This window comes from Paenibacillus sp. ACRSA, assembly GCF_022346845.1.
Taxonomy (GTDB): Bacteria; Bacillota; Bacilli; order Paenibacillales; family Paenibacillaceae; genus Paenibacillus.
In genome coordinates this window covers 722,512-735,450 of record NZ_JAKRNP010000001.1, presented here as the reverse complement: position 1 = coordinate 735,450, position 12,939 = coordinate 722,512, and the positions used below count along the sequence as shown (strand labels likewise).

Sequence of the window (12,939 nt, the reverse complement as noted above, 5' to 3'; positions counted from 1 at the left end):
TCGTATGAAACTGAGGTGACTTCTTTGTTTAAAATGTTAATGCCCAAGCTGCGAGTAGACACAGTTTTTGACATTAATCTGGAAGAGCTGTACGCTCAAGGCTATCGTGGAATAATAACTGATCTCGACAATACGCTTGTTGGAGCTAAAGCCCCTGATGCAACGCCAGAATTGATTGAATGGTTTGCACGTGTGAAAAAGGCAGGCTTCAAGCTGATGATTGTGTCCAATAACAATTTGAATCGTGTATCCTTGTTTGCTACGCCACTGGATATCCAGTTTGTGCACAGTGCACGCAAACCATCGAATGCACCGTTTCGTAGAGCAATGAAAATGATGGAGTTAACTCCAGATAAAACGATTGTGGTAGGTGATCAGATGTTAACTGATGTATATGGAGGTAACCGGCTAGGGCTTCATACCGTGCTGGTATTACCCATCTCCATCGGTGATGAAGGATTCATGACCCGCTTCAATCGACGCGTGGAACGGATTGCTCTAACGAGTTTACGCAAGAAAGGCTTATGGCTTGAGGAGGAAAATAAGAAATGACAGACACGCATAACGGCAATCTTGCCGTAAGATGCAGCGGATGCGGGGTGCATCTGCAAACAGAAGATCAGGATAAACCCGGATTTATCCCTGAGAAGGCGCTGGATCGCGAACCGGTAATATGCCAGCGTTGTTTCCGTATCAAAAATTATAATGAATCGTCATCAGTCACCGTTGACCAAGACGAGTTCTTAGCATTGCTGAGCCAGATCGGGGATAAGGATGCACTTGTCATCCATATCGTTGATTTGTTTGACTTTGACGGTAGCGTGATCTCTGGCCTACAACGTTTTGTCGGTAACAATCCGGTATTACTTGTAGTAAACAAAACGGACTTGCTACCTAAAGTAACAAACTGGAATAAGGTTCGCAACTGGGTGCAAAAACAAGCTAAGGAGCAGGGACTGCGCACTGTAGATGTGTTGCTCGTTAGCGCTAAGCAAAATCAAGGCTTCGAACGTCTCCTTGAATTGGTAAGCACTTATCGTGAAGATCGTGACGTTTACGTGGTCGGGGGCACTAATGTGGGTAAATCTACATTGATTAACCGACTGATTCGTGACTACAGTGATCTGGAACAAGAACTGACAACATCCCGTTATCCAGGAACAACACTGGATATGGTGAACATTCCATTAGAAGATGGAAAGTTCATTATTGATACACCAGGGATCGTGTATCCATGGCGTTTCAGTGAGATCGTATCTCGCAAAGACTTAGCTGCAATTATGCCGGACAAGCCGCTTAAGCCTGCCGTGTATCAATTGAATGCAGGTCAAGCGCTGTTCTTTGGCGGTATGGCTCGTTTCGACTTTGTAGAGGGTGAACGTCAATCCTTTACATGTTTTATCAGCACAGCGTTGAATATTCACCGGACGAAGCTAGAACGCGCGGATGAATTGTACCGTGATCATCTTGGAGAATTGCTTACCCCGCCAACACGCGAAGGTGCTTCGGAGATGCCAGAATGGACTCGTCATGAATTCCGCATCAAACGTGGAAGTCAATCCGATATCTTTATCTCCGGTCTAGGCTGGGTTAAAGTGAACGGAGACAATGGGGCTCTCGTAGCTGTTCATGTACCTAAAGGTATCCGAGTACTCGTTCGTCCTTCTCTGATCTAACCAGGTCAGTAACATTTTCATCAGATCGGAGGTGGACGCGTTGTCTGAACAAAAGAAAACCACGACTTCACTTCCAGCGTTGCTGGGTGTTATGGGTGATCCTATTGCTCATTCCAAGTCTCCAGCTATGCAGAATGCAGCTTTAAAGGCTGCAGAAGTGAATGGAATCTATATGCCACTCCATGTTCATCCCGAACAATTGCAGGCAGCGGTTAGAGGCATTGTTGCTCTGGGGTATCGCGGTGTGAATGTCACCATTCCTCATAAGGAGCATGTTATGTCTTATCTGGATGAGATCGATGAGAGTGCACGGTTGATTGGTGCAGTGAATACCATTGTCAATAAGGACGGAAAGCTGATAGGCTATAATACGGATGGCATTGGTTATGTACGGTCACTTAAGGAAGAAGCTGTGCCTGACCTTGCAGGCAAACGGATCGCTGTGCTAGGTGCAGGAGGAGCTGCTAGAGGAGTCATATATGCGCTGGCTCTAGAGAAGCCTGAACGCATTCATATATTGAATCGTACAGCTGAGCGAGCCGTCGAACTCGCTTCGGATCTGCGGGCACATGGTTTAGGTGAGATTACAGGCAGTGGAATGGAGGAAGCGGCGGTTGTGCTTGCTTCCGCTGATATTGTCATTAATACAACGGCTGCTGGTATGCATCCCCACGTGGATGATGTTCCGGTGGATCCTACACTGATTCGTGTAGACGCAGCCGTAAGTGATCTCATCTATAATCCACTGGAGACACGTCTGCTGCGTGAATCACGCCTACGTGGATGTACAGTGCATGGTGGTCTGGGGATGTTTGTATACCAGGGCGCAGTGGCTTTTGAACATTGGTTCGGTATCCAGGCTCCTGTGGAGACAATGAGACAAGCGGTACTAGACAGCTTCGATAAGTAACAAGCAAAATTAAGTGAATAATAAATAATGACATTAAAATATAATTGAACAGCTAAGCCTGACAGAGATCTTCTGTCACATGTCTGCGCTGAGCATAAGGAGTATGGAATATTCATGTTAACAGGTAAACAAAAACGCTTTTTGCGTTCACAAGCACATCATCTAACCCCGGTGTTTCAGATCGGTAAAGGTGGCACAAACGATCATCTGTTCCGTCACATTGAAGATGCGATCGAAAAACGCGAGTTGATGAAAGTTCAAATTTTGAACAACAATCTAGATGATAAAAACGAAATCGCGGCAGAACTTGTTCGTGAGACTGGCAGTGAGCTAGTACAAGTGATTGGTAGCACGATTGTCCTGTATAAGGAATCACGCGACAACAAACAAATCGAACTTCCTTAGGACGGTGACATCATGAAGATTGGTATCATAGGTGGGACATTTGATCCAATCCATATGGGACATCTGTTGGCCGCTGAAGCTGCGAGGGATTCCCATGCACTGGATGAAATCTGGTTCATGCCCTCCCATGTTCCACCACACAAGCGTGGAGCCGGGGCTTCGGGGCAGCAACGTCTGGATATGACGGAAGCGGCGATCCAAGATGTACAGCAATATGAGATGCTGGATATTGAAATGGAGCTTGGTGGCGTATCTTATACGATCGACACGATGAAGGAGCTATGGAGTCGTTATCCAGAGCATGATTTTTACTTTATTATTGGTGCGGATATGGTGAACTATCTACCCAAATGGGAACAGATCGAGGAGCTTGCAGCACGCTTGACCTTTATCGGAGTAGGCAGACCTGGCTTTCAGCTTCATCTGGATGATTTACCCGATGAGCTGCAAGACAAAGTATTGCTGGCAGAGATGCCGCTCGTCGACATATCATCCACTGCCGTACGTAAACGTCTTGCGAAGGGACAATCGGTACGTTTCATGATTCCTGTTGCAGTTCATGAATATATTGTAAGGAGCGGTTTATATGGCACTAAGCCGTGAGGAACTCATCCAAGCTGTTTCGGGTCAAATGCCTGAGAAACGTTGGAAGCATACACTTGGCGTGATGCAATCTGCCGTAGTTTTGGCTGAAAAATATGGTGCAGATCCCGTAAAGGCGGATCTAGCCGCCATATTGCACGATGTTGCCAAGTACTGGCCTGTATCCGAGATGGAAGCAGTCATCCGTGACAATGGATTAAACGAAGACCTGTTGCAGCATGACAAGCAGCTCTGGCACTCAGAGGTGGGTGCTTTTGTAGCACAGCGGGATTACGGAATTGATGATCTGGAGATCATTAATGCTATTCGTTGGCATACCTCTGGGAGAGTGGGCATGAGTCTACTGGATAAAGTGGTATGTCTTGCGGATTATATTGAGCCGGGAAGAGATTTTCCGGGTGTGGATCGCATCCGTGAACAGGCTGAACACAGTCTGGAGGAAGGGTTAATTGCTGGTTTTGACTCAACGATTAGCTTGCTGTTATCACAGCGGAGAGTGATTTACCCTTTAACCATGTTTGCACGTAATGATCTGATTACACAATTATAAACTATGGAGGTTGGTTCATGACATTATCATCGAAAGAACTAATGAATATGGCGGTTACAGCCGCAGACGATAAAAAGGCATCCAACATTGTAGCACTGGATCTGGTGGGGATTTCACTGGTAGCGGACTATTTTGTGATCTGCCACGGTAACTCGGATACGCAGGTACAATCTATTGCAACAGAGATTCGTAAACAGGCTCACGCCGCAGGTGTAACGATTAAAGGTATTGAGGGTATGGATTCGGCACGCTGGGTTTTGATGGATCTAGGGGACGTGGTTGTTCATATCTTCCACCGCGATGAGCGTGAATATTACAACATCGAACGTTTATGGTCGGATGCTAAAGTGGTGGAAACAGTATGAGTTTGATTGCAGGAACTGTTGTCTCTTTGCGGGTTGAACGTGAAGTATCTCCGTTTGGCTACTTTTTGACGACTGGATCGGAAGATGTACTGCTTCACTATACAGAGCTGACACGTGATATCAAAATCGATGAGACGCTGGAAGTCTTTATCTTCTTCGATACGGAAGATCGTCTTGCTGCGACGATGAAGAAGCCTTATCTTACTCTTGGGGAAATGGCACGACTTGTTGTGGCTGACATACATCCACGGCTCGGTTGTTTTCTAGAAATGGGTCTGGGTCGGCAACTACTGCTTCCTATCCGTGAATTGCCTGAATTAGAAGAACTGCGTCCACATGTTGGGGACGAGGTTTTTGTTATCATGGAGCATGATAAGCAAGGTCGTCTTCGTGCGAAATTGGCTGGAGAACGTGAACTTGCACCGTTAGCCTTCCATGCACCGACATCATGGCTCAATGAATGGGTCGAAGCGACGGTGTACAAGCCATTGCAAATGGGTACTTTTGTGCTTGTGGAAGGTGGTGTGCTTGGTTTTGGTGCCATTGGCATGATCCATTCCTCCGAGCGTACCCACTTGTTGCGTCTCGGCGAGAAAGTGAAATGCCGGGTAACGCTGGTTCGTGAGGATGGACGTGTGAACCTGGCAACGTCTCTTCGCAAAGAGGTAGGTCGTAACGAGGATGCTGACAAGCTGCTCGCGTTTATGAAAGAGCGTCCAACAGGTGGTATGCCTTATTCGGATGCGACGCCACCGGATATTATTAAACAGCGTTTTGGCATCAGCAAATCCGCCTTCAAGCGTGCTCTAGGTAAGCTAATGAAAGATGGACTGGTGACCCAGAAAGAAAACTGGACCTATCTTACAGATGCTGCTTCGCAAGCTTCTGCTCCAGATTCGGACAAGAACTAGTAACGTTATTAACGTTGAACTTAAGCTAAACGAAGACTCATGTGAGTCCAATGTAAAAGCAGGGCAAGGCTGGGTGAACACCGGACGCCCCTGCTTTTTTCGTTTATAACAAATTTATATAAGCTCAACTAATTCTTTACACGAGAACGGAGAAGACAGAAATAACGTGAAGGAGCGAAGCGTTCGCCTGAAAGCTTTCTGAAAGAAAGCTGCATCGGAAGCATAAGCTATCCCCGGATTTTCCCTTTGGAAAAGGGAATCAAAAAAATCTGGGGATAACAGCGATCGGAAGGTTGTTCTGTCATCGGAGTGGCAAGTGTAAATATTTTTGAGTTATATAATAAAATGAATTGAAAGTGCGGTGCCTGACATGTCTTACCGTAAATTTGCCTATGTTTACGATGAATTAATGGAAGATATGCCTTATCCGGACTGGATAAGGTTCGCGAGAACAGCCTGGGAGCGGCACGGGATGCCCAAAAGCGTAGCAGAACTTGGTTGTGGTACAGGTTCGATTACGATACCCTTGGTTAACTCAGGATTCGAGGTGACAGGAATCGACCTGTCGGCGGATATGTTATCTGTGGCTCGCAGTAAGATGGAAGCTACTCCCCAAGGGCATCGTTTGTACCGTGAAGGCAGTGTACGGTGGGTACAGCAGGATATGTGCGAATGGAGAGTACCTGAGCCTGTAGACTCGGTTATCTCATTCTGTGACTGTATTAACTATTTGCTGGAACAGGACGATGTCATCCGCACCTTCCAACGAACGTACGAAATGATGAAGCCAGGAGGAACATTCCTGTTCGATGTGCATCATCCTAATACATTCATTCGATATGAAGAAGAACAGCCTTTTGTACTGGACGAACGCTCGATATCCTATATCTGGACAAGTGCGTTAGACTCGGAACGATGTGAGATCGAACATCATCTCAGCATTTTCTCGCGTGTTGATGATGGGGGTAAGGATCTCTATCAGAGGTTTGAAGAGGTGCATGTGCAGCGTGCATACGATCCGGAGTGGATGAAGCTGGAGTTACGGAAGGCGGGATTCCGTGATGTCAGCGTGTACGCAGATTTTGAATGGGAAGAAGCAGGGGAAGGCGCGCAGCGTCTGTTCTATGTTGCTATCAAATAATTAGTCTTGTTCATCGCCCTTGCATATTCTGAGGGCGTTTTTTTATTTTGATCAGAATAGGAGTATTGAAACGTGATCTAAGCTATTGCCAGTTAAGTGTGAGGGAGCCATAATAACACTAATAGAAAGCGTTTTCCTTTTTTGATAAGATGACGAACTTAAGAAGGACAGGTGATTATGGGGTGGAAAGTAAATACAAAACAAAGCTAACTTCAGAACAGTTAGAACGGATAGTAACCCAAACATTAAATAGTCGACTATCTGAATATCAGGAAATGAATGAAGGCTGGGCGAACCAGGCATATCGGATCCTGTTAAAAGATGGGCAGACGGTGGTGCTCAAAATAGCCCCTACGGATAAATCTAATCTGATGCGTTGTGAACAAGGGTTAATGAAGACTGAAGTCGAGGCGCTGCGCCTTGTGTCAGAGCTAACGGATGTACCAGTTCCCCGTGTACTTGCGTATGATGACTCGCTAACTCTTGCTCCCTCAGAATATTTTATTATGGAGCATATGACAGGTAAGCCGTATAACCAAGTGAAAGAGCACTGTAGTGTTGAAGAACAGGAAGCGATTGAGGAACAGATTGGGCGTTACAATCGAAGATTGAATGGAATCAAAGGCGAACAATTTGGTTATTTCTCAACGGGAAGACAACGTTATTCCACATGGAAAGAAGCTTTCCTACAACTGATGGATGATGTATTAATCGATGGGAAAAAGGCAGGGATTACGTTTTCGATGTCTTACGAGGAGTTGGAGCGTTTGATTCAGGCCAGAGCTGATGTCCTCGATGATGTACTAGAACCTGTGTTTATTAGCTGGGATCTGTGGGATGGCAATGTGCTGGTGGAGAAAGGACGAATTACCGCCATTATTGATTTTGAGCGATCACTCTGGGCAGATCCATTGATGGAGCATTATTTTAGTCATTTTAATTACACGACTGGCTTCTTGAAGGGTTACGGTACATCCATTACAACACCAAGTGAACGAAGCAGAAGAGCGTTATATGATCTGTATTTTGATCTATTACTTCGCATCGAATGTGCATACCGGCAGTTTGATGATCATAAACATATTCAGTGGACGATTCATAATCTGGAAGAAAGCATTGAACGCTTTCGGTTAGGCTGAGGTCTGTCATTGACTTTGGCGGTACTTTTTTATATAATGTTTCCGATATTGTATACATATTTCGATGATAAGGATCAGTAATGAATTCTGTACATGACAGAGAGTCGGCGGTTGGTGCAAGCCGATTGACAGTATTTCATGAACTCGCCTTGGAGAAATGCGGTGATTACACCATTCGATACTTAACCGATGTCTATTCGGTGGTTGCAGGAATGGAAATCCGCATCGGTTAACCGCCGTTACAGGTTTAAAGGGAGTGGATGACGAAGCACGTTCATCCGCTAACTAGGGTGGTACCACGGGAATTCAACCTCTCGTCCCTAGCGCTGCAAACGCTACGGGATGCTGAGGTTTTTTTGTTGTAATTTATGTGAATCAACCAGAGGAGGAACAATAGATGAGTGAGAATCACCAGCCGAAGCACGGCTATCAGCCGCAAGTGATGGAGAAAAGTTGGCAGCAATTTTGGGATGAGAATAAAACGTTCAAAACAGGCGAGGACCCGGCTAAACCGAAGTTCTATGCATTGGATATGTTCCCATATCCATCAGGCGCGGGACTGCACGTAGGTCACCCGGAAGGATATACAGCAACGGATATCGTTTCTCGTTACAAACGTATGCGTGGATACAATGTTTTGCATCCGATGGGTTGGGACGCTTTTGGTTTGCCTGCTGAGCAGCATGCACTTGATACGGGTGAACACCCACGTGAAATCACATTCCGTAACATTGACAACTTCCGTCGTCAAATTAAATCCCTTGGTTTCTCCTATGACTGGGATCGGGAGATCAGCACTACGGATCCGGATTATTACAAATGGACGCAATGGATCTTCATCCAGTTGTACAACAAAGGCCTCGCTTACGTTGACGAAGTGCCTGTAAACTGGTGCGAAGCATTGGGTACAGTACTGGCTAATGAAGAGGTCATTGACGGTAAAAGTGAGCGCGGTAATCACCCTGTTGTCCGTAAACCGATGCGTCAATGGGTATTGAAAATTACTGAATATGCTGAGCGTCTTCTGGAAGACCTAGAAGAGCTGGATTGGTCTGAGAGCATTAAGGATATGCAACGCAACTGGATTGGTAAATCCACAGGAGCAGAAGTGGTGTTTGCCATCGAGGGACGTGAGGAAGTAATCAAGGTATTCACGACTCGTGCGGACACTTTGTTTGGAGCTAGTTATGCTGTACTGGCACCGGAACATGAGCTGGTAGAAGCCATTGTGACTGCAGAACAACGCGAAGCAATCAAAGCTTATCAGGAGCAAGCTGGACGTAAGAGTGACCTGGAGCGTACGGATTTGGCCAAAGACAAAACAGGTGTATTCACAGGGGCTTATGCCATCAATCCAGTAAATGGAGCGAAGGTGCCTATTTGGATCGCTGATTATGTTCTGGCTGGTTATGGTACAGGTGCAATTATGGCGGTTCCTGGGCATGATGCACGTGACTGGGAATTTGCGAAGCAATTCGGACTGGATATCATTGAAGTTGTCGCTGGTGGGGATGTGACCAAAGAAGCGTATTCCGGAGACGGACCACACGTTAACTCTGATTTCTTGAATGGTCTGAATAACGAAGAAGCGATTGCGAAGATGATTGCATGGCTGGAAGACAACGGTAAAGGTGAAGGCAAAACGACATATCGTCTGCGTGACTGGTTGTTCAGTCGTCAACGTTACTGGGGAGAGCCGATTCCAATTCTGCACCTGGAAGATGGAACGATGAAAACCGTACCAGAGGATCAGCTTCCATTGTTGCTGCCAGATATCGATCAGATCAAGCCTTCGGGTACAGGGGAATCACCACTGGCGAATGTAACAGAGTGGGTGAATACGGTTGACCCTGAAACGGGAATGAAAGCACGTCGTGAGACAAACACGATGCCACAATGGGCGGGAAGCTGCTGGTATTACCTGCGCTTTATCGATCCACATAACGACAAGGAACTGATCTCTCAGGAGAAACAACAACAATGGCTGCCTGTCGATCTGTATATCGGGGGAGCAGAGCACGCTGTGCTTCACTTGCTGTATGCACGTTTCTGGCATAAAGTATTGTACGATCTGGGCGTAGTTCAAACCAAAGAGCCATTCCATAAACTCGTGAACCAAGGTATGATTCTGGGAACTAATAATGAGAAAATGAGTAAATCTCGTGGTAATGTTATTAATCCAGATGAAATTGTAAATGAATTCGGTGCAGATACTCTGCGTTTGTATGAGATGTTCATGGGGCCACTGGAAGCAACAAAACCGTGGAATGCTAACGGGGTTGAAGGCATGTACCGCTTCCTGTCACGTGTATGGCGTCTCTTCATCAACGAGGATACAGGCGCAATTAGTGATAAAATTACAGCGGATGGCGGTACAGAAGAATTCAAGCGTACTGCTCACAAAACAATTAAGAAGGTTACAGATGATCTGGAACATCTGCGCTTCAACACAGCGATCAGTCAGTTGATGATCTTCATCAACGATGCATACAAAGCAGATACGCTGCCACGTGAATCGATGGAAAACTTCGTGCAATTACTGTCACCACTTGCGCCGCATATGGCGGAAGAGCTGTGGAGCCGCTTAGGTCATGAAGGTGGAATTAGTTACGTAGCTTGGCCTGAATATGACGAAGCTATGACGGTAGACGCTGAGGTGGAGATTGTCGTTCAAGTGAATGGCAAAATTGTAACACGGGCAACTATTGCGAAGGATTTGGATGCACAGGGCATGCAAGACTTCACAATGGAGCTTGCATCTGTGAAGCAGGCTCTGGAAGGCAAGACCATTCGTAAGGTCATTGCCGTTCCAGGCAAACTGGTTAATATTGTTGCCGGTTAATCTCACTGGCTTGGAATAGTTCATTAAGCTTTACCAAATCTTCATCATATTTGTCGTGGGTGGTGTGAATGAGGCTATCAAACACACCGTCCAGACTAATCTTGAGTAGTGCCAAAGCTTGGGCAGTGATGCCACCGGGAACAGCAACTCGAGCTTGAAGTTCTTGAGGCGTATACCCTCCTTCAGTGAGAAGTTTACCTGTTCCAAGGAGCATCTCGCCTGCAAGAGCGCATGCATCTGCTCGTTTGATCCCTGTAAGCTTGACGGCACTCTCAATCCACTGTTCCAAAAAGAACGATATGAATGCAGGTCCGCAACTGGAAAAGTCGGATGTTATGCGTGTGCAAGCTTCATCCACTTGGTAAGGTTTGCTGAAATGACTCAGCAAGCCTTCCAACACAGTGCGATCTTCAGGTGTCATTCGTTCACCGTGTATACATAATGACGCTCCGCTGCCGACCTGATGTGTGACGCTTGGGATAACTTTGGAGACTTTGCAAGGAAGTGAAGATTCCAGATGACGCAGCTGCACGGGACTAGTGATCGAGACAATCATATGATTGGGATTCACGACGGGCAGGATCTCGTCAATAACATGTTTGAATTCCAGCGGCTTCACACAGAGGAAGATAATGTTGCTTCGGATAACGGTTTCCCGATTACTCTGTGATTCGTGCAGACCGGGATAACGGAGGGATAACTGACGCACTTTGGAAGGGGTACGATTGCTTGCGGCGATCTGCCGCGGCTCCAATGCTCCGGATTGGATCAGGGCATAGATCAGCAGGCTTCCCATGCTGCCGGTTCCGATAAATCCAACCTTCATTGTTTCAGGCCTCCTTTCATGCTTTACGGTACTGGCGTAGTTCGTTCCTTCTAGTCTATGCAGCATAACTTGTTTGACATGACATGAAAAAAGGAATATGTAGTTTGTAGTCCATTTATAGACGGTTCGGAAGCACCGCCCGTGTTCAAAATTGATCTATTTTGATAACAGGGAGAGGTGTAGACGAATGAGATGGAAACAAGGATGGATTATTGGTGCTGCGGTAATTGGAACAATACTTATATTATGGTCAGGCAAAAGTGAACAGCCGCCTTCTGGCTGGGAACCGATGCAGTTCGCCGCCCAAACGCCGACACTCAAACAGGAGCCTACTGTTGTAGAGTCGGCTGTTTTGGGTCAAAATAGTGAGTTGTCAACGCAAGCTGTAGTAGAACAAGCCACACCAGTCAATGCGGGGGTGAATCCTGCTGGAGGCAGTGAGGTTTCTTCTACGGTGCAGGGGAAGGTGTCAGAGGAGAAGAGTCCAGACGTGGTTAATACGGAATCTGCTACGTCTGCAGCTGTCGCGAATACTTCAAATGAAATAGAAATGAAGCCTGAGCAGCAGGTTGCAAGTCCACCAGAGCAACAGGTTGTCGATAATGGTAAGATTGATATCAATTCAGCACCTGTCTCTAAACTCACCGAGCTTCCAGGCATTGGAGAGAAGAAGGCGCAGGCCATCGTTGATTATCGAAACACACATGGGCCGTTTGCAAGAGTTAGTGATCTGACTAAAGTAAAAGGAATAGGTATGAAAATGCTGGAGAAGATGGCTCCTTATGTGCAGATTCGCTAATTTAGATTATTTCAATCGGGAGAGGATGCAAATATGAGTACAACAGATGTACGCAAAGACTGGGATACTTACTTCATGGATATTGCTTATATGGTCTCTACCCGCTCCCGCTGTTCGCGTCGGCATGTAGGTGCAGTGCTTGTCCAAGGGAAAAAACTGCTCGGAACAGCATACAACGGGGCACCTATGGGCGTACCTGATTGTTCAGAAGCAGGATGCATGATATCCGAAGAGTATGAACTGGTTGTGACAGATGGTCAAGAAGAAATGGTCAAGAAGCAACGGTGTATTCGCACCATTCATGCGGAGCAAAATTTGCTTCTGTTTACGGATCGAATCGATCGGGAGGGCTCTTCTGTTTATGTGACGGATGAACCTTGCTGGACCTGCTCTAACATGCTTGCGAACAGTGGCATTACAGAAATTGTTTTCCATCGCCCGTATCCTAAGGATACCGGTAAAGTAACACGTATGATGGCGCAAAAAGGGATCACATTCCGCAAGCTGGAGCAATATCAGCCTCCGCGTGAGACGATGATGACAATTAGTGATTAAACGGTTAGGCATGGGAAGGATTTAAAGACTTCGTTGTACTATCGTCTCTGTCACTAGGCATGTGTATTGTAATGTGTTATCACTTAACTAAATTACGCTTTAGATCGAGGAAGAACCTCCGGTTAGCTACGTTAGCTACCGGGGGTTTTTTTGCTTCTAGAGGTTGTTCAAAAAAGTTCACTTTTAATTGCTTTAGATAAGTTTCTGCAAAAAACGA

The 12,939-nt window shown here is 46.2% G+C and carries 14 protein-coding genes and 1 other annotated feature; of the genes, 13 read left to right on the top strand and 1 reads right to left on the bottom strand.

Translation table 11 applies throughout. The annotated features are described in order from the left end of the window. Window positions 1–24: 24 nt before the first annotated feature. The 11 genes from MH215_RS03390 to leuS all read left to right on the top strand — a co-directional run bounded on the left by MH215_RS03390 (window position 25) and on the right by leuS (window position 10,542). The gene (locus MH215_RS03390; protein ID WP_056695911.1) at window positions 25–552 is read left to right on the top strand and encodes a YqeG family HAD IIIA-type phosphatase; all 528 of its coding nucleotides are present in this window, start codon (window positions 25–27) and stop codon (window positions 550–552) included. Then, entirely contained in the window at window positions 549–1,676 is a 1,128-nt protein-coding gene (gene yqeH / locus MH215_RS03385; protein WP_056695914.1) for a ribosome biogenesis GTPase YqeH, read from the top strand. The genes MH215_RS03390 and yqeH overlap by 4 nt, the downstream gene beginning before the upstream one ends. A 40-nt stretch (window positions 1,677–1,716) precedes the next feature. Beyond that, window positions 1,717–2,586, top strand: a complete 870-nt coding sequence (gene aroE, locus MH215_RS03380) for a shikimate dehydrogenase (protein ID WP_239288121.1) — start codon at window positions 1,717–1,719, stop codon at window positions 2,584–2,586. Between the two features lie 114 nt (window positions 2,587–2,700). Further along, window positions 2,701–2,991: a ribosome assembly RNA-binding protein YhbY gene (yhbY, locus tag MH215_RS03375; protein ID WP_056695918.1), complete on the top strand. Its 291-nt coding sequence runs from the start codon at window positions 2,701–2,703 to the stop codon at window positions 2,989–2,991. A gap of 12 nt (window positions 2,992–3,003) precedes the next feature. Beyond that, window positions 3,004–3,594 (top strand): nicotinate-nucleotide adenylyltransferase, encoded by a 591-nt coding sequence (locus MH215_RS03370; RefSeq protein ID WP_239288119.1) that lies wholly within the window; start codon window positions 3,004–3,006, stop codon window positions 3,592–3,594. Further along, a complete protein-coding gene (gene yqeK, locus MH215_RS03365; RefSeq protein WP_239288117.1) occupies window positions 3,578–4,144 on the top strand; it encodes a bis(5'-nucleosyl)-tetraphosphatase (symmetrical) YqeK in 567 nt (188 codons plus the stop codon). The genes MH215_RS03370 and yqeK overlap by 17 nt, the downstream gene beginning before the upstream one ends. A 17-nt stretch (window positions 4,145–4,161) precedes the next feature. Then, window positions 4,162–4,509, top strand: coding sequence for a ribosome silencing factor (rsfS, locus tag MH215_RS03360; RefSeq protein ID WP_056695926.1), 348 nt, complete (start codon window positions 4,162–4,164; stop codon window positions 4,507–4,509). Beyond that, complete coding sequence (locus MH215_RS03355) at window positions 4,506–5,420, top strand: CvfB family protein (RefSeq protein ID WP_239288111.1); 915 nt, start codon at window positions 4,506–4,508, stop codon at window positions 5,418–5,420. The genes rsfS and MH215_RS03355 overlap by 4 nt, the downstream gene beginning before the upstream one ends. A 370-nt stretch (window positions 5,421–5,790) precedes the next feature. Continuing rightward, complete coding sequence (locus tag MH215_RS03350; RefSeq protein WP_239288108.1) at window positions 5,791–6,561, top strand: class I SAM-dependent DNA methyltransferase; 771 nt, start codon at window positions 5,791–5,793, stop codon at window positions 6,559–6,561. A 182-nt stretch (window positions 6,562–6,743) separates the two neighbouring features. Then, window positions 6,744–7,700, top strand: coding sequence for a phosphotransferase family protein (locus MH215_RS03345; RefSeq protein WP_239288107.1), 957 nt, complete (start codon window positions 6,744–6,746; stop codon window positions 7,698–7,700). A 55-nt stretch (window positions 7,701–7,755) separates the two neighbouring features. Beyond that, window positions 7,756–8,025 (top strand) — a binding site (T-box leader). A 72-nt stretch (window positions 8,026–8,097) separates the two neighbouring features. Next, complete coding sequence (gene leuS, locus MH215_RS03340; RefSeq protein WP_239288106.1) at window positions 8,098–10,542, top strand: leucine--tRNA ligase; 2,445 nt, start codon at window positions 8,098–8,100, stop codon at window positions 10,540–10,542. Here the strand turns inward: leuS and comER are convergent. Beyond that, entirely contained in the window at window positions 10,523–11,368 is an 846-nt protein-coding gene (gene comER / locus MH215_RS03335; RefSeq protein WP_056695937.1) for a late competence protein ComER, read from the bottom strand. The two genes, leuS and comER, sit on opposite strands and share 20 nt — an antisense overlap. 187 nt (window positions 11,369–11,555) lie before the next feature. On the opposite strand from comER, the gene MH215_RS03330 reads away from it, so the two are divergent. Together MH215_RS03330 and MH215_RS03325 are read left to right on the top strand one after the other, a co-directional pair. Further along, the gene (locus MH215_RS03330) at window positions 11,556–12,167 is read left to right on the top strand and encodes a ComEA family DNA-binding protein (protein WP_239288101.1); all 612 of its coding nucleotides are present in this window, start codon (window positions 11,556–11,558) and stop codon (window positions 12,165–12,167) included. A 33-nt stretch (window positions 12,168–12,200) separates the two neighbouring features. Further along, complete coding sequence (locus tag MH215_RS03325) at window positions 12,201–12,722, top strand: deoxycytidylate deaminase (protein ID WP_239288099.1); 522 nt, start codon at window positions 12,201–12,203, stop codon at window positions 12,720–12,722. The last annotated feature ends 217 nt before the right edge of the window (window positions 12,723–12,939 follow it).